This window comes from Streptomyces sp. NPDC043853, from assembly GCF_056436025.1.
The window spans coordinates 210681-228471 of record NZ_JBWKDJ010000001.1; the positions used below are offsets into that span (position 1 = coordinate 210681).

At 71.1% G+C, this 17791-nt stretch carries 12 protein-coding genes; 8 read left to right on the top strand and 4 right to left on the bottom strand.

Features of this window, described 5'->3' with window-relative positions:
- Positions 1-28 precede the first annotated feature (28 nt).
- From AC067U_RS00820 to AC067U_RS00830, 3 genes are all read left to right on the top strand, one after another.
- Positions 29-4837, top strand: coding sequence for a hypothetical protein (locus tag AC067U_RS00820; RefSeq protein WP_478827448.1), 4809 nt, complete (start codon positions 29-31; stop codon positions 4835-4837).
- A 345-nt stretch (positions 4838-5182) separates the two neighbouring features.
- Positions 5183-6550, top strand: coding sequence for a hemolysin family protein (locus AC067U_RS00825; protein ID WP_478827449.1), 1368 nt, complete (start codon positions 5183-5185; stop codon positions 6548-6550).
- The gene (locus AC067U_RS00830) at positions 6547-7575 is read left to right on the top strand and encodes a hemolysin family protein (RefSeq protein ID WP_478827450.1); all 1029 of its coding nucleotides are present in this window, start codon (positions 6547-6549) and stop codon (positions 7573-7575) included. Before AC067U_RS00825 ends, AC067U_RS00830 begins: the two co-directional genes overlap by 4 nt.
- 124 nt (positions 7576-7699) lie before the next feature.
- On the opposite strand, the gene AC067U_RS00835 is transcribed toward AC067U_RS00830, so the two are convergent.
- From AC067U_RS00835 to AC067U_RS00850, 4 genes are all read right to left on the bottom strand, one after another.
- Positions 7700-9514, bottom strand: coding sequence for an ABC transporter ATP-binding protein (locus tag AC067U_RS00835; protein WP_478827451.1), 1815 nt, complete (start codon positions 9512-9514; stop codon positions 7700-7702).
- 121 nt (positions 9515-9635) lie between these two features.
- Positions 9636-10994 carry a cytochrome P450 gene (locus AC067U_RS00840; protein ID WP_478827452.1) on the bottom strand — a complete coding sequence of 453 codons (1359 nt, stop codon included), beginning with the start codon at positions 10992-10994 and terminating at the stop codon, positions 9636-9638.
- Between the two features lie 80 nt (positions 10995-11074).
- Entirely contained in the window at positions 11075-11668 is a 594-nt protein-coding gene (locus tag AC067U_RS00845; RefSeq protein WP_478827453.1) for a pyridoxamine 5'-phosphate oxidase family protein, read from the bottom strand.
- A gap of 82 nt (positions 11669-11750) precedes the next feature.
- Positions 11751-12917: a globin domain-containing protein gene (locus AC067U_RS00850; RefSeq protein WP_478827454.1), complete on the bottom strand. Its 1167-nt coding sequence runs from the start codon at positions 12915-12917 to the stop codon at positions 11751-11753.
- 558 nt (positions 12918-13475) lie between these two features.
- Between AC067U_RS00850 and AC067U_RS00855 the strand changes: the two genes are divergently transcribed.
- The 5 genes from AC067U_RS00855 (at position 13476) to AC067U_RS00875 (ending at position 17781) form a co-directional block, all read left to right on the top strand.
- Entirely contained in the window at positions 13476-14339 is an 864-nt protein-coding gene (locus AC067U_RS00855) for a CAP domain-containing protein (protein ID WP_478827455.1), read from the top strand.
- A 325-nt stretch (positions 14340-14664) separates the two neighbouring features.
- A complete protein-coding gene (locus AC067U_RS00860) occupies positions 14665-15231 on the top strand; it encodes a hypothetical protein (RefSeq protein ID WP_478827456.1) in 567 nt (188 codons plus the stop codon).
- Positions 15232-15551: 320 nt separating this feature from the next.
- Positions 15552-16358, top strand: a complete 807-nt coding sequence (locus AC067U_RS00865; protein ID WP_478827457.1) for a thioredoxin family protein — start codon at positions 15552-15554, stop codon at positions 16356-16358.
- Complete coding sequence (locus tag AC067U_RS00870) at positions 16355-16990, top strand: TlpA family protein disulfide reductase (RefSeq protein ID WP_478827458.1); 636 nt, start codon at positions 16355-16357, stop codon at positions 16988-16990. Before AC067U_RS00865 ends, AC067U_RS00870 begins: the two co-directional genes overlap by 4 nt.
- A complete protein-coding gene (locus tag AC067U_RS00875; protein WP_478827459.1) occupies positions 16987-17781 on the top strand; it encodes a cytochrome c biogenesis CcdA family protein in 795 nt (264 codons plus the stop codon). Before AC067U_RS00870 ends, AC067U_RS00875 begins: the two co-directional genes overlap by 4 nt.
- The last annotated feature ends 10 nt before the right edge of the window (positions 17782-17791 follow it).

Sequence of the window (17791 nt, forward strand, 5' to 3'; positions counted from 1 at the left end):
CCGCTCTCCAGACCTACGATCAGTGGGCATGAGCAACGCCTCCGATCACGACGATGCCGCTTCTCAGGAGCTGCAGTCGTCCCTGCGCACGAGCGCGGACGGCATCATTCAGAACGAACTGGGCACGGGCGTGTCCATCAGGTACCTGCAGGAGCTCAACGACGGCTACACCGACGCCTTGGTCGCCCGGTGTGACTTCATGGGTGAGAACCGGGCCGGGCTCGACGGACAGTTCATCGTCAAGGTGTCCGCATGCGTCAGGAACCGCCAGCACGAAGCTCACGACAACTTCACCACGGCACTGGGTGGGTTCGCAGAGGCGCACGTACCGAAGCTGCGATTCTCCGCCCACGGTGATGGCCTCCGTGTCGACGTGTACGAGATCGCCGGCGGGAGCCTGCGCAGCGTGAAGGCCGCAGAGGTGGCCCACAGTCATAGGCTCCTCGCGGCGTGCCGAACGGTGAGCGCGGAGCTGCTGGAGGCCCAGCTGACGGGCTACACAGGCGAATCGATGTCCGCGGGACAGACCCTGGCCGCATGGCTCGGTGAGAACTTCCTGCGATCCCGGCGCGGAGATGCCCTCCGCGAGGCTCGGGATCTAGCGGAGATCACCGGCAGCACGTTCGTCTTCCAGGGCGAGGTGTTACCCGACCCCGTCTCCCTGCTCGAGCTGGACTCTGAACTCACCCGGCGGGCCGACGTGGTCCTGCTGGGGCCCAGCCACGGCGATCTCCATCTGCGCAACATCCTTTTGGACGCCACCCGGGGCTTCCACGACGCCTACTGGCTGATCGACGTCAATTGGGAAAGCAAGACACCCCTGCTCTACGACCAGGCGTACCTCGAAACGGCTGCACTGATCAGCATGCAGTCCCGGCTCCGCCGTGAAATGCCCCTGGTGGTGCTGCAGGAGTGCGACGGCAGCAATGGTGCGGCCAGTCTGGAGTGGCAAGGGCTCGTGAGCGCGGTCCGCGCCGTGCGCGACGGTACGCACGCGACGATCAGCCGGCTTCAGTCCGGACGCGTGGACTCATTGGCCCACCAGTACATGCTGGCCCGTCTCGCTGCGGCCTTGAACTACTCCGCCAAGAGCATGCCGGATCGGGATCGGGTGACCGCGTACAAGCTCGCCGCCTGGGTCACCCACAATCTACTCAAGGACTACCACCCGGAGCTGCGGCATCAGGTGCTGGAGCAGGCCCAGTCCCCACGCGCTGTGTCGGAGGTGATCGCACCCCGGGTCTCGCCCGAGGACGTCGCGGATCTGGAGGAGCGGCTCGCCCCGTTCCTGGCCGAGGCGCACAGCGGATTCGACCGCATCCTCATCGTCGAGGCGGCCGTGGGCCATCCGGGACTCGCTCATGTGCTCGCCTCGCGGTGGACCATGATCGTCGATTTCGACCCGGACAGCGAACAGGGCGGCCTCGCGAGCCACTTCAACCCCCACGCAGCCGAACGACAAACGGTGGTGTTCGGCCTGCACGAACCCCCCTCCTCAGGGCGCAACACCACTTCGTGGATCATGGCGGGCGGCTGGGAGAGCCGTGGCGAGACCGCCCCCACCACGTTCGTGGACTGGCGCCGGTCCCATCTGCCCATCGTGCGGCGCGTCCTCGAACGGTACAGCGGGTCCAGTGTGAACCGGGCGGCGGCTGTGCTCTGCATCTCCGCCGGAAGCAAGGAGGACGAGCACTCCAAGCGGATCGTGGAGGAGGTGGAGGTCTCCTACGACGAGACGCAGGTGGTTCGCGTCCCGTACACCAGCGGCCAGTTCAAGGCTCTTGTCGACGCCTTCGGGGCATCACGGGCAATGCCGCGGACCGGCCTGGCCGCCACCCTCCCCGGCAAGGACGGTCCCGTGTCGTTCGAGCAGGACCAGCTCGTCCGCCTCTCGGCGGATCTGGTCGTGCTGCATTCCCAGGTCCTGATCGACCAGCTTCGCGAGGAGCCGGTCGACGAGTTCTGGCGCGGCCGCCCCGCGAGCTGGGTAGACCTCGACGCCGGTCTGGACGTGGGCCGGGACACGCAACCGATGGTCCAGGGAGCGGTCGACCGCGTGCTGAAGAAGCACAGCTCGGCCACGTTCGAGATCTTCCACAGCCCGGGCGCCGGCGGCACGACACTGGCTCGGCGCATCGCCTGGGACCTACACCGCGATCACCCCGTGGTACTCGTCGACCACTACGGCCAGCAGACCGTCGAACGCATCGACGACATCTACCGGGCCACCAAGAAGTCGGTCCTCGTGGTGGTGGAGAGCGCCGACCTCGGGCAGAGCGAGCGTGAGGACCTCTACTACAAGCTGAACGACCGCAACACCCCCGCCGTCCTCATGTGGGTGACACGGGGCGGCGGCCCGACGACAAGCCCCGATGAAGCGGCCGACAGTGACGCCCGTAACGAGAGGAAGTTCTACCTCAAGGAGCCCCTGTCGGCCGGGGAGGCACGGGAGTTCCGTGCCACCTTCGGTGCCCGGGCCCGGTCCCCGCAGGCCCGGGCGGCCGTGGACCGGCTCGTCCCCGGTGCCGTTCCGGCGCAGCACTTGTCGCCGTTCTACTTCGGACTGTCGGCGTTCGAGGAGGACTTCGAGGGGACCCGTCGCTACGTGGACAGCCATGTCGTCCACTTCGACGACCTGCAGCGCCGGGTCGCCGGATACCTGTCGCTGGTGACGTGCTTCGCCCAGAACGGGCTCCCGTACTTCCTCATCCGACGGTGGCTGACGGGAGGGTGGGGGGGCCAGGCATCCTCTGCGGCGGCATACCAGAGGGACATGCAGTCGACGCTCGGAGCAGATCTCCGGCGCCTCGTCGTCGAGAACGACGAAGAGCTGCGGATCCTTCATCCCTCGGTGGCGCAGAAGGTGCTCGAAGCCGTCCTCGAATCGGCACAGGGCGATAAGGCATGGGAGTTCCTGCTCGCCAACACGGCCATGGAGTTCATCGCGCAGGTGTCGACCCACCTCGGTTCCGAGAACACCTGGACCAAGGAGATCCTGCAGGACCTCTTCATCCGCCGCGAGAAATGGACCGGCTCCACCCGGCAGACACAGCGGTTCGCCGACTTCATCCACGAGTTCAAGAACCAGGACCAGGCGTACCGGGTGCTCGAGGAACTCACCCGCCGCTGCCCCAGCGAACCCCACTTCTGGCTTCATCTCGGCCGCTTCCACGCCTACTCCAAGGGCGTTTCGGACGGAAAGGCGCAGCAGCTCATCACGAGGGCGATCGAACTGTCCGGCGAGGCCGACGCGGTTCCCATCCACTCTCTGGCCATGGTGCACCGGGAATGGGTTCACGAGGAACTGAGCCAGTTCGCCACCAATTCCAGCCGGGAGGAGGAGGCCATCGACCGGATCCGGGACCGGTTCGATGTGGCACTGCTGCTCTTCGGCCGGGCGCGTCAGATCAATGGGATCGACGAGCACAACTACGTCACCCCCGTTCAGATGATCGCTGGTGTCCTGACCCATCTCCGCCGCATCTCCCGCCATCGGAACCTGCTGGACCTCGTCCAGGCGGGAGGGCCCGCGGCCGACTGGGCGAGCGAGCAGCTCAGCATCGCCGAACTGCTCCTGGACGAATGCGAGCTGGCACGTCCCGACCACCAGGACAGCGAGTACCTGAGCTCATGTCGTACGCGCCTCGACTCCCTGCACGGAGGCGTGAAGAGCCTGGTCAAGGCATGGCGGGAACTGATCCTCCAGTCCCGGAGCCACTCACGTGTGGCTCTCGTCCTGGCCCGGGCCATGCTCCACGAGGAGGGCGACGACTGGGGAGACACGTCCGCGGAGGTGTTCCAGACTGCCGTCGACTTCTACGACGCCGCCTTCGCCGAGACGGCGGACCTCTCCGACCACGACGTGCAACTGTGGTTCCGCTGCTATCGAAAGCTCCCGCAGTACGACGAGCTCACAGCGCTCGAGCGGTTCTCCCACATCGCATCCTCTCGCCCCAGTCCGATCTGCCGCTACTACCTCTACGTGCTGCGCTTCATGCGCTGGCTGAATGGAGACGAGCTGAAGCAGGATGAGGTGGAGCGCCATCTGGCGGAGGCGAAACAGCTGATGCAGGGCCGCCGCAAGGGCTTCAGCTACGAGTGGGTCGCGAAGGACGAGTGCGAGGAAGAGGGCACGGATTCAGGGCCCGGACTCGCATACTTCCCCCACCTCGGAGAACGTCGGCCGGAGACCTACGACTGGGAGAACTCCGAAACCGTGTGCCGCCGGGTCCGTGGTGTGATCCGGAAGATCGAGGGTCCACAGGCGGGGTGGCTGGCCGTGGAGGACGGGGACATCGAGGCGTTCTTCGTGCCCCGGGAAGAGTTCTTCGGGTACCGGGACATCAACAAGGTGGTGGAGTTCGACCTCGGGTTCGCCCAGGACGGTCTCAGGGCCTGGCGGGTAGAGGTTGCCAAGGAGGCCCGACTGCTACGACGCCCGGATGCGGAAATTCGTGAGGTCGAGGTCGCCGCTGTTCCCTTGCCCTCCCAGGCTGTCTTCCGCAAGGCTGGTGGCGCCGCTCGGCCGATGGCTCACATCACCGTACCGCCCGAGATCCGCGATCGAGCCCTCGCAGTGGCGGTCACAGATGAGCGCGAGGCATATCGGCAGGTGATCGAGCATCTTGTCTCGTCCGCAGCCGGGATGCATGACATCACCTCCCTCAAGCTGGGTGATCTCCTCAAGAAAACTTTTGGGGAGGTGAGTTACAGCCGTGTGCTGTCGAGGACGAAGTTGCGCGCCTTCATCGAGGGCCTGGGCTTCACCGCGGTCCCGACGACGCACGGGCAGTTCGCAGTAACCCTCGGTGAGGTGGCAGCACCCCGAACACCGTAGGCCGCCACGAACCCAAGGGCCGGGGGCCCGTTCCGGATCCGCCCGGAAGCGGTCCCGTCGGCCCGCTACGAGCCCAACCGGGCAGCCGGCGGTCGGCACCACCGTGCCGGGGCAGCGGACGCGACCCCGGCACGGGATCTCGCCCCGACTGCTCCCCTGTGAATTTACTTGCCCTTTACCCTGGGCTTCGGATACTGTCCGTAACCGAATAGGCTTCCGGGCCCGCCCGGCCCCCGTGAAACGAATGGAGCAGCAGCCCGCAATGGGTGAACCTCCCAGTCCCTGCCGTGCCACGTCCCGCCCGCGGACCCCAGGGGTCCTCGATCCGGGAGCGGGGGTGGCACGGTGACCGAGATCCTGCTGCTCCTTCTCTCGCTGGCGCTGACGCTGGCGTGCGCGGTGTTCGTCGCCGCCGAGTTCTCCCTGACCACGGTCGAGCGCAGCGAGCTGGTACGGGCTGCCGCCGCCGGTGAGCGGGGTGCCGAGAGTGCCCTGAAGGCCGCGAAGAGGCTGACCTTCCAGCTGTCCGGCGCCCAGCTGGGCATCACCGTGACCTCGCTGGTCATCGGCATGCTTGCGGAGCCGGCCGTGTCGGCGCTGCTGCGCGGCCCGCTGACCGCGGCCGGGCTGCCCGAGGGGGCCGTCTCCACCACCGCGACCCTGCTGGGCGTGGCGCTCTCCACCGTCGTCCTGATGGTGGTGGGCGAGCTGGTGCCCAAGAACTGGGCGATCTCCCACCCGCTGGCCGTGGCCAAGGTCGTGGCCGGTCCGCAGCGTGCGTTCACCGCCGTGTTCGCGCCGCTGATCCGGCACCTGAACAACACCGCCAACCGCCTGGTGCGCCGGTTCGGGCTGGAGCCGGCCGAGGAGCTCGCCTCCGCCCGCACCCCGGAGGAGCTGGTCGCGCTCGCCCGGCACTCGGCCCGTGAGGGCGCGATGGCCGCCGACTCGGCCGAGCTGTTCGTGAAGACCCTGCAGTTGGGCGAGCTGACCGCCGAGAACGTGATGACGCCCCGGGTGGACGTGAAGGCCCTGGAGGCCCACGCCACCGCGCTGGACGCCGCGAACCTGGCCCTGGCCACCGGCATCTCCCGCTTCCCCGTCTACCGGCACAGCCTCGACGAGGTGATCGGCACCGTCCACATCCGTGACGTGCTGGCCCTGGAGGAGGAGACGCGGGTCCTGACCCCGGTCACCGGCCTGATGACGAAGCCGCTTCTGGTCCCGCACTCCCTCCCCGTGGACACCCTGCTCGGCCGCCTGCGCACGGCCCGCACCATGGCCGTGGTGATCGACGAGTACGGCGGCACCGCCGGTGTCGCCACGGTGGAGGACATCGTCGAGGAGGTCGTCGGCGAGGTCCGCGACGAGCACGACCCGATGGAGGTCCCCGACCTCCTGGAAGGCCCCGGGCGCGAGGGCCGCAGGGTCTGGGAGGCCGACGGCTCCGTCCGGGTGGACCAGCTCGCCGGGATCGGCCTGGACGCGCCGGAGGGCCCGTACGAGACACTGGCCGGCCTGATCGCGACCGAACTGGCGCGCATCCCCGTCGCGGGCGACACCGTCACGGTCGGCGGCTGGGAACTGACCGTGCTCGTCATAGACCACCACCGGGCCGACCGGGTGAGCGTCACCGCGCCCGCTCCGGCGGCCGACGGGGGCGACGGGGACGACGGGGGCGACGGGACCGCTTCCGGGGAGGAGGCCCGATGACCATCGTCCAGCTGCTGATCGGCGCACTGACCCTGGTCACCAACGCCTTCTTCGTCGGCGCCGAGTTCGCGCTGATCTCCGTACGCCGCAGCCAGATCGAACCGGACGCCGCCAAGGGCAACCGGCGGGCGAGGACCACCCTGTGGGGCCTGGAGCACCTCTCGGCGATGATGGCCACCGCCCAGCTCGGCATCACCGTCTCCTCGCTGGTGCTCGGCGCGGTCGCCGAACCCGCCATCGCGCACCTGCTGGAACCGCCGTTCGCCTCGATCGGCGTGCCGGAGGCGCTGATCCACCCGATCGCGTTCGTGATCGCGCTGACCCTGGCGACGTACCTGCACATGCTGATCGGCGAGATGGTCCCGAAGAACATCGCGCTCGCCGCCCCGGCGCCGACCGCGCTGCTGCTGGGCCCGCCGCTGGTCGCCCTCACCCGGGCCCTGCGCCCGCTGGTCTTCGGCATCAACGCCTTCGCCAACGCCCTGCTGCGGCTGCTGAAGGTGGAGCCGAAGGACGAGGTCGGCGCGGTCTTCACCGACGACGAGCTGGCCCGGCTGGTCAAGGACTCGCGCGACGCGGGCCTGATCGGCGCCGAGGGCAGCGAGCGGCTCCAGGACGCCCTGGAGCTGGGCACCCGCACCGTCGGCGAGATCATGATCCCGCGCGAGCGGTTCGTGACGGTCGACCGGGACGTGACCCCGCGCGGGCTGGAGCGGGTCGCCGCCGCACACGGCTTCTCCCGCCTGGTCGTCACCGGCCCCGGCGGCGCGATCCTGGGCTTCCTCCACATCAAGGACGCCCTCGGTGCGGCGGACCGCTCGGCGCCGTTCCCGCGGAGCGCCCTGCACACCGTCACCGAGGTGCCGGTGACCACCCCGCTGGACGACACCATGACCGCGATGCGCACCGCGGGCACGCACCTGGCCGCCGTGACGGACGGGCGGGGCGCGGTGATCGGCTTCGTCACCATGGAGGACGTCCTGGAGGAACTGGTCGGCGAGGCCGCCGCCCCCGGCAGCCGCTGACCCGCGGCCGCTGACCCGCGGCCGCCGGCCGGCTGCGGTGCCGGCGGCCCGGCGCACGGCCCACGGCCGGCAGCCGCCGGCCGTCGGCCCGGCCGGCCCGGAGGCCGGGTCGGCCGGGCCCGCTTCAGGTCAGCTCCACCGCTGCCGGGGTGTCGTCGAGGAAGCCGCCGGACTGGTGCTGCCAGAGCTTGGCGTACGCGCCCTCGCCGGCCAGCAGCTCCTGGTGCGTGCCCTGTTCGACGATCCGGCCCCGGTCGAGGACCACGAGCCGGTCCATGCCGGCGACCGTGCTCAGCCGGTGCGCGACCACCAGGGCCGTACGACCCTCCATGAGCCGCCACAGCGCTTCCTGGACGAGGACCTCGCTCTCCGAGTCCAGGGCGCTGGTCGCCTCGTCGAGCAGCAGGATCGGTGCGTCGCGCAGGATGGCGCGGGCCAGGGCCACCCGCTGCCGCTGACCGCCGGAGAGTTTCACCCCGCGCTCCCCCACCATGGTGTCGAAGCCGTCCGGCAGGGCGTCGGCGAGCTCCGTGACGTGCGCCGCCTCCGCCGCGCGGCGGATCTCGGCGTCGGTGGCGTCCGGCCGGGCGAAGGCGATGTTGTCCCGGAGCGTGCGGTGGAACATCGCTGGGTCCTGCGGCACGTAGGCGATCTGGCTGCGCAGGTCCGCCTGGGAGAGCCGGCTGATGTCCTGCCCGCCGATCAGGATGCGGCCCGCATCGACGTCGGTCATCCGCAGCAGGAGCCGGGTGAGCGTGGTCTTGCCCCCGCCGGAACGGCCGACGAGACCCAGCTTCGAGCCGCTGGGCACGTGCAGGTCGAGCCCGTCGAAGAGGGGTTTGGCGCCGCCGTGGGCGAAGTTCACCTGCTCGAAGCGCACGTCGGCGGCCCGCGGCCGCAGCGGTTCGGGGGACTTCGGGTCGAGCACCGTCGCCGGGGTCAGCAGCAGTTCGGTGAACTGGGCCGCCTCCGTCATCGAGCTCTCCAGACGGCGGTAGATCTGGTTGAACTCGAACATGATGCGGGTCGCGCTCGCGTAGTAGGTGAAGGCGACGATGACCGCCTCCACCCCGTGCTCCCCCGCCCCGAGGGAGAGCGCGACGACCAGCCCGAGCGCGTTGGTCAGCACGGACATCGGCGCGACCACCGTGTCGATCCGCAGGTTGCCGTAGTCCCACGACCGCAGTGTCAGCCGCCGCGATTCCGCGACCCGGGACCGGTGTTCGGCGGCCTCGCGCTCCTCCGCGGCGAACGCGCGGACGGTGTCCATGTTCATCAGGCTGTCGGCGACATGGCCGGAGACCCGGGCGATGGCCTCCTCGCGCCGGGCGACGAGCGCCTGCCGGCGCCGGATCAGCGGGACGACGCACAGCGCCGTCACGGCGATCATCACCAGCAGTCCGACCACGAGCATCGGCTCGTAACTCCAGAGCACCACCGACGCGAACAGCAGCGGTACGAAGCTGCCCATGACGGAGAAGGTGAGCGTGTCGACGAACTCCTCGAAACGGGAGGCGAAGCTCAGGACCCGCTTGGTGAGGGAGCCGGCGAAGTTGTCGTGGAAGAACGCGGCGTCCTTGGCGAACAGTTCGTCCATACCGATGACGTAGAGCTGCTCGATGCCCCGGGCGTCCAGACGGTTCAGACAGTGCAGTCCGATGCGCCACAGCGTCTCGCCGAGCAGCAGGACGCCCGCGAAGCCGAGGACGTAGGGGAACATCAGGTCGATGCCGGTGCCGGCGCCCCCCACGATGCGGCCGACGAGCTTGGCGACGACCAGCGGCGCGAGGTAGTTGATGCAGATGTTGCCCAGCGCCGGGAGCAGCATCGCGGGAACCGTCAGCCGGCGCAGCCTGGCCAGCTCCCGTCCGTAGTAGCGGAGTGCGAGGAGTACCGGACCCCGGCCCGGCGAACCTTTGCTCGAATCAGGCGAATCCATTTCAAACCTGCCTTGTCGGACCACTGAGGACAAGATGCGCAGTGTCCCGTGGCGGCCTCCGCGCCGTCCAAGGCTTTTTTCGCCGGACGGGGCGTTTTCGCCAGTGGTCCGCCGCGGCCGGTCAGGCGTGCCGCCCGCCTCGGACGTGCCGCCCGTCCAGCGTGGCCGGGGTCGGGCCGTCAGGGCGGACGGTGATGCCGTACGCCGCCCCGGCCGGGGTGGACAGGAACCGTGGACGGTGGGCGGGCAGCAGGTGTTCGAGCAGGGCGGTGGACTCCCGGAGGGCGAACTGCAGGCCCAGGCAGGCCCGGGGGCCGACGCCGAAGGGGAAATAGCTCCCGGGGCGGTCGGGGCGCCGGCCGGGGGTGGTGAAGCGGTCCGGATCGAACCGCTCGGGGTCCTCCCAGAGGCCGGGGTCCCGGTGGGTGAGGTAGGGGCAGACCAGGACGTCGGTGCCGGCCTCGATCCGGTATCCGGCGAGGACGTCGTCTTCCGCCGCGCAGCGCGGCAGGATCCAGGCGGACGGGTAGAAGCGCAGTGTTTCGTGGACGAGCGCCTGGAGGGCCCGGCGCCTTTCGGCGGATCCTTCGGGGCCGGCGGCCAGGGCCCGCTCCCGCTCCTCCGGGTGCCGGTCCAGCAGGAGGTGGAGCCAGGTCAGGGTGACGGCGGTGGTCTCGTGACCGGCGACCAGCAGGGTGACCAGCTCGTCGCGGATCAGCCGGTCCGTGTACTCGGGGCGGGTCCCGGCCGCGTCGAGCAGGACGTGCAGCAGGCCCGGACCGTCGGGACCGGCCTCGCCGTCACGGGCCGCGGCGATGACCCGGTGCGCGAAGGCGTCGATCCTGGCCAGGTCGGCGGCGACGGCCCCTTGGGCGGCGGTGGCGTCGGCGGGCAGGCTGGGCAGGGCGGCCACCACGGCGGGCACGGCGGCCAGTTCGCCTTCCGTGGCGGGGTCGAGGGGGTGCCCCGTCAGGGTCCGCCAGATGACGTCCAGGGCGAAGCGGCGCATCTCCTCGCCGAGGTCGAACTCCTCACCGGTGCGGGCGTACGCGGCCCAGCGGGCCGCGGCGGTCCGGGCGGCCGCGGTAATCCGCTGCTCGTAGCGGCGCATCCCCCGACCGGTGAACTGGGACTGCAACAGCCGCCGTTGGCTCTGCCACGCGTCGCCCGTCGCGGCCAGCACGCCGTCGCCGATCAGCAGCCGGGCGCGGTGCGAGCGCTTCACGTACCGGCCGGGTTGGCGGGCGAGGACGTGCTGCACGGCTTCGGGGGCGGTGACCAGGACGGTGGGCCCCGGCCCTCCGAGCCGGAGCGCGGCGATGCCGCCGAGCCGTTGCCGCGCCAGGGCGAAGAGGTCGACGAGTTCCCCTCCCCCGGCCTGCCACTGTCCGACGAGGGCGGGGTCCAGCTCGGGGAGTGGGCGGCCTGCCGTGGGCGGGCCCGTGAGGGAGCCGGGGGCGGGGTGGGCGTGGGTGTCCACGGGTCGGCTCCAGTTCGACTGAGGAGTGTCGTCGGCATCACGCACTGTAGGGGAGCGGGCGCGGCGGGCGACACCCCGCCTCACTCCTCCCGGGGCGCCGTGAAGTAATCCGCGTCCTTCGGGCGGGCCGCGCCTTGACCGGCGGGACGGGGGGCCGGAACCAGGTGCGGGATGTGCTTGGAGCAGTGGATGTAGGCCTCCTCGACGGTGAGGTGCACCCACATGTGGGGATGGCGTCCCGGCGGGAGGCCGGCGGGCAGCCCGGGGTGGAAGCGGCGCAGGTCCTCGTCGTGGTAGAGGCGGGCGGTACCGTTGACGTGGAGGCCCAGGTGATGGTGGGTGAAGTCCAGGAAGAGCATGCCGAGATGGGGGTTCTCCAGCATGTTTCCGGCGCTGGCGAGCACCCCGTTGCCGCCGAACTCGGGGTAGGCGAGGCTGTGCTCGTCGATGACCTGGACGAAACCCGGCGGGCCGGCCCGGAAGCTCGCGTCACACTCGCCGTGGGAGTCGGCGGTGGCGAGGAAGACCATGGTCTGACGGCCGATGAACTCCCGCATCGGCGGGGTGAGCCGGTCGCGCACCTGGCGGTCGTAGAAGCGGGCGGCCCGATCGGCGGTGCCCAGATGCCGCTGCAGGTGGTGCTCCCCGGCCGAACCGAACGACGGGCGTGGCACCGGCGAAGGAAGAGGCTGGGGAGGAGGAGTCGGGGGAGGGACGGTCACGGGCGACTTCTCCTGGCAGGTGGAGGGGAGGGGTTCAGCGGACGGAGAGAACGGGCTCGAACGGGTCGCAGTGGATGTGCTCGCGCAGGGTGCCGCTCCGGGTCAGCGCTTCCCGCGCCGAGACGACCATGCGGGCCGGGCCGCTGAGGAAGACGTCGTGCTGGTACCAGGGCCCGTATTCAGCCAGTATGTCCGGCAGTGACCCCCGGATTCCGGGGATGTACTCGTGCGAGACCGCACCTCTGATGGTCAGCCAGTGGTGGCGTTGCGACATCCGGAGCATGTCGTTCACACCGTAGAGCTCGGCTCCGGTGCGGGCACCGAGGAACAGGTCGACCTGATGGCGTTCCCCGCGCCGGGCGACCTCCTCGATCAGCGCGCGGATCGGGGCGAGCCCCGTGCCGCCGGCAACGCAGAGCAGCTCCCGGTGCTCGGCGGCTTCCAGCACCATGTCGCCCATCGGGCTGCCCAGTTGCAGGACGTCACCCACCGCGGCCCGGTGCACCAGGGCCTCGCTGACCAGGCCGCCGGGGACCGCACGGACGTGGAAGGTGAGAGTGCCGTCCTCGCGGGGCGCGTTGGCTGGGGAGTAATAGCGCCACTGCTTTGGCCACCACGGGGTTTCGAGGCTCACGTACTGACCGGCGGAGTACTCGTACGGCAGGTGGGGCCGCACGGTGATCTCGGCGATGCCGTTTCCGCGCGGCATGTGGTGCACGATCGTGGCGGGCCAGACCGCGGGCCGGACCGCCGCGTCCTCCTCGGCGGCACTGATCATGACCTGGGCCACGACACCGTACGCCTTCGTCCAGGCGGCTGCGATCTCCTCGGTCCACGCGGGGCCCGCGTACCGGGCGAGGGAGGCGAGGAGGCACTCCCCCACGGCCGGGAAGTGCGCGGCGAGAGTGCCGAACTTGCGGTGGTCGCGGCCGAGGTGGCCGCAGAAGCGGACCAGCGCAGCGGGGTCGTCGACGAGGTCCACGATGCGCAGCAGCGCGCGCAGGAGTCGGCCGCGCTGGGTGTCCATGCCCGGCGGGAACATCGGGCGGACCGCGGGGTAGCGGGCGAAGAGGATCGCGTAGAAGTACACCGTCATGTCGGCGGCGAGAGGTTCGACCACCGAGACCGACGCCCTGATGAGCTGTACCTCGTGGTCGGAAAGGGGTGCTTCGGCGGCCGCCGCGGGCTCGGCGGCCGACACGGACGGCCTGGGCGGCCGGACCTCTTCGGAGGGGCGCGGGGGCCGCGGGCCTTGCCCTGGGGGCGGAGGCCAGGGTGGCAGCGCGTTGCCCGGGCGGGCGTTCCGGAACCTCAATTGACCAGCGCCCCTCGACCGGGAACAGGATCTTCACTGGATTTCCACCCGATATGACCGACTCGGGAGGGGAGCTGGGCGAGCATGAGTCCTCGTTTGGCTCGTCGGGACGAAGAAGCGGACTAAATACTTCCGGTTACCGGAAGATCATGGATGGGGCCGCCCGGGCGGGGAATGGGCGTTTCCACCGGAATCCCCTCCCTGATCTCGTCAGATCGCCCGAGCCGCCGGCCACCCCGGTCCGAACCGGACCGGACCGACGGCCGCCCCGCACTCGAACCGGACGCCGAGTCGGGGGATTTGCCCGACTCGTTCCTGTGTCATCCCTGCGGGCTTCCTTAAGGGACCTTGAAGAACGCCCTCTTGGGGCTTTTTTCGCTGGTCACCGCCCTAGGCTCGGCAGTGCAATCCGCTCCTCCCCCGCCCTTGTGAGGTGTTACCGGCATGAGCCGCGCCCGTACTCCCGAAACGCCGTCCCGCACCGAGGTCCGCCGGAAGAAGGCGGTGCGCACGCGCATCGTGCTGTCCGTCACGGCGGCGGCCGCGGCAGTGGCGGTCGGGGTCGCGGTGGCCGACTCCGACGGCGACGGCGACGGCCACGACCGGCGCGCCGAAGCCTCGACCGGTTCGAAGTCCGCCGCCGCGGGCACCGGTGACACGACCGGGACCTCGACTCCCGCCCCGTCCGACCCGCTGCTCACCGCCGACGCCTCGGCCTCGGCGAGCGCGCTCCCGTCGGGCACGCCCGGCGCCGGGGACGCCGCCGCCGGCTCCGCCAGTCCCACGAAGCCGGCGGCGGCCAAGACCACCAGCGCCCCGGCCAAGCCGCCGGCCCCGACGAACAAGCCCACCCGCAAGGCCACCCCGACCAAGGGCAGCGGCTCCGGGGGGTCCGGCGGCGGCTCCGGCGGCGGCACGGTGAACACCGACGCCGAGTCCGCGGTCCTCGCCCTGGTCAACAAGGAACGGGCGAAGGCCGGGTGCGGTGCCCTGACCTCCAACGCCAAGCTGAGCAACGCCGCACGGGCCTACAGCGACACCATGGCCCGCGCCGGCGTCATGTCGCACACCGGTCCCGACGGGTCGACGATGACCAGCCGGGTGGAGGCCGCCGGCTACAAGTGGTCCACGCTGGGCGAGAACATAGCTCGTGGGCAGGCCGACGCCGCTGCGGTCATGAACGCGTGGATGAACAGCTCCGGCCACCGGGCCAACATCCTCAACTGCTCCTTCAAGGAGATCGGCATAGGCGTCCACAAGGGCGACGGCGGCCCGTGGTGGACGCAGGACTTCGGCGCCTCGCGGTAACGGGACCACAGGACCGCCGGGCCAGGAGACCACACCGGTAACACCCCCCACAGGAGACGTCCTCCGTACCCGCACGCGCGGGTACGGAGGACGTCGGCGTTTTTGTTCCCGGACCCTTCGGGGCTCTTGGGCTTCTCCGGCACTACGGGGCTTCTCCGGAGCTCCTGGGCTTCGTCGGAGTCTTCGGCGTTTTCAGCCCTTTCAGCTTTTTCGGAGTTTCCGGAGTTTTCGGAGTTTCCGGAGTTCTGCGGACCGTCCGGGCCGTCCCGGCCCTTGGGAGGGGAGGCGGTGACGGCCCCGTCGGCGCGTCGGCCACTATATGGCGGTGCCCCGACTTCCGCGTTACCTGTTCATATGGCTGTCGTGCACGGCCGCCAGCGTCACGGCCGTGCTCGCCACGGTCCAGTTCGTCGTCGGCACGACCCGGCACACGCCCCCGGTCGCCCGCTCCGCCCCGACGGTCATCGAGACACCGCCGGCCTGGCTGGCGGGCAGCCTGGCGCCGGGCTCCCCCTCCCCGAGCGCCTCCCCGTCCGCGAGCACCTCCCCCTCGGCGACGCAGCGGCCGTCGCCCTCGGCCACGGCCCCCAGCCCCTCCAAGACCCCGACCGGCACCCCGCGGAGCACACCGCCGAAGAGCACCGTCGACTGCAAGGAGGGCGGAGCGGGCCTGCACACCGTCCCCTCGCAGGGCGGCAAGGTCACGGTGCGCTACGGCAGCCGGGGCGTCTGCCTCATTTCCGCGATCCCCGGCCGCGGTTTCAAGACCACCACCTCGCAGACCTCGGACACCACCCTCACGGTCACGTTCAGCAGCCCCGACCACCGGTCGGTCATCACGGCGACGGTCGACTCGGGTGCGCGGGCCAGCGTCCGCGAGTCCTCCTTCTGACCCGGCCGTTCCCGGCGATCCGCCGCACTCGCCCCGCCTGGTCCGTTCTGCCGCGTTCACCTGCCCGTATGCGCTCATGGACGGAGTTCCGGCGAAGCGGAAGCTGAGCTCTTCCTTAGGGCATCCTCAAGATCGCGCCGAGACGGTTCCGGCGGCCCGGAGCGGTCCTATGCTCACGTCATCCGAAGCGGCCGCCGGCGCCGGGGCGTGACTCCCCGGCGAACCGTGGGCCGCCGGGTTCCACCGAGCGGGGGCGTTCCGCCGTCCCGCAGTCCCGCCGTCCCACCGTGCCTTGGGGTGTCTTCGCCATGAGTTCTCGCATGCTCCGACCCGTCCGCGCCGACCGCCGTACGACGCCGGCCCGCCCGGCCGCGCCCCTGGGGAAGCGGCTGCCGCTGGTCGCCGCCGCCGTGGTCGCCGCGGGGCTGACCGCCGCCTGCGGGCCGACCTCCTCGCAGTCCGCCGGGTCCGCGGCCGCCTCCGTGGCCGCACAGTCCCCGGACGCCCTCTCCTCCTCGACGGAGTCCACGGCCACGGAGTCCCCCGCGGGGGACCCGACCGCCTCCTCGGCCTCGCCGTCCGCGTCGGCCTCCGCGGCCGCCTCCGCTTCGGCGTCCGCCGGTTCCGCGCCGGGCTCCTCCGCGAGCCCCGTCCGCGGCAAGTCCGCTTCCGCCGCCCCCGCCCGTACGACCGCCAAGCCGGCCCGTACGTCCGCCGCGCCCAAGACCCCCGCCAAGGTCCCCGGCCCCGGCTACCCCACGGCCGACGCGGGGAAGGCCATCGACGCGGCGCTGCGCGCGGCCAAGGCCGACGGACGGATGGTCCTGCTCGACTTCGGCGCGAACTGGTGCGGCAACTGCAAGGCCGCGGACAAGGTGTTCGGCCAGGCGAAGACCTCGGAGATCCTCGGCTCCTCCTACCACCTCGTCAAGATCGACATCGGTGGCAACAGCTCCGCCAACTCCGCGCTGCTGCGCAAGTACAGCCCCTCGGGCGGCACCTACAAGATGCCCGTGCTGGTCGTCGTCTCCCCGAACGGCAGCGTGCGCACCGACACCCACGTCACCGGCAACCCGTCGCTGACCTCGGACGGCATCAACTCCTTCCTGCGCAAGTGGGCGTCGTGAGCAGACCGGTCACCGGGCGCCGGCCGTCCGTCCTCCTGGCCGGGGCCGGCCTGGTGGTGGCGGCGGCCGGCTGTGTCCTCGCCGCCGGCGGTACGGGGGCCGGCGGCAGTGGCACCGGCGGCGCCGGCCCGGCGGGCGGACGGCCCGGTGCCGTCACCGCCGCGGCCGGGGCGGCCGTCCTGGACCCCGGCGCCCGCCGGGAGGCACCCGCACTGGCCGGCGAGGACCTGGACGGCGAGCAGGTCACCCTGGCAGGGTTCCGCGGGAACGTGGTCGTCCTCAACGTCTGGGGCTCCTGGTGCGGCCCCTGCCGGGCGGAGGCCGACGACCTGGAGCGGCTGAGCCGGCAGTCCCGGGCCGAGGGGGTCCGGTTCCTGGGCATCAACACCCGGGACCGGGACCGCGCGGCCGCCCGGTCGTTCGTCCGCGCGCACGGCCTGGGCTTCCCCAGCCTGCACGACCCCGACGGCGAACTCCTGCTGCGCTTCCCGCCCGAACTGCTCAACCCGCAGACCATCCCCTCGACCCTGGTGATCGACCGCCGCGGACGCGTCGCCGTCGCCATCGGCGGCGCCGTCACCGACGAGCAACTGCGGCCCCTGCTCACACGCGTGGTGGAGGAGGGGTCATGACCCCGGTCACGGACGGCGCGGTCACCGCCTGGACGCTGGCCGCGGACACCTCCTCCCTCGTCACCGGAACGCTGGTGATCGCCGCCCCCGTGGCCTTCGCCGCGGGGCTGGTCTCCTTCCTCTCCCCCTGCGTCCTGCCGCTCGTACCGGGCTACCTCAGCTACGTGACCAGCCTGTCGGTCGCCGACCTGGCCGAGGCCGACGGCGGGCGCCGCGGCCGGATGGCCACCGGCGCGCTGCTGTTCGTGCTGGGCTTCACGGCGGTCCTCGTCTCCGGGGGCGCCCTCTTCGGCTACTTCGGCCGCACCCTCCTGTCGCACCAGGAGGCGGTCAACCAGGTGCTCGGGGCGTTCACCGCGCTCATGGGGCTGTCCTTCATGGGGTTCCTGCCGGGCTTCACCCAGCGGGAGTTCCGCAGCCACCGGCGCCCCGCGCTGGGTCTCGCCGGAGCGCCCCTGCTGGGCGCGGTGTTCGCGGTGGGCTGGACCCCGTGCATCGGACCGACGCTGGCCGCCGTGCAGGCACTCGCCTGGACCGAGGCGAGCGCGGGCCGCGGCGCACTGCTGATGGGCGCCTACTGCCTCGGGCTGGGCCTGCCGTTCGTCCTGGCCGCACTGGCCTTCCGCCGCGCCCTGGGCGCCTTCGGCCTGGTCAAGCGCCACTACCCGTGGGTGCTGCGGATCGGCGGGGGCCTGCTCGTCCTGGTCGGCGTCCTGCTGGCCACGGGCGTGTGGAACGACCTGGTGTACCGCATGCAGGTGTGGAGCGCGGACTTCAGTACGGCCCTGTAGCGCCGCCGTC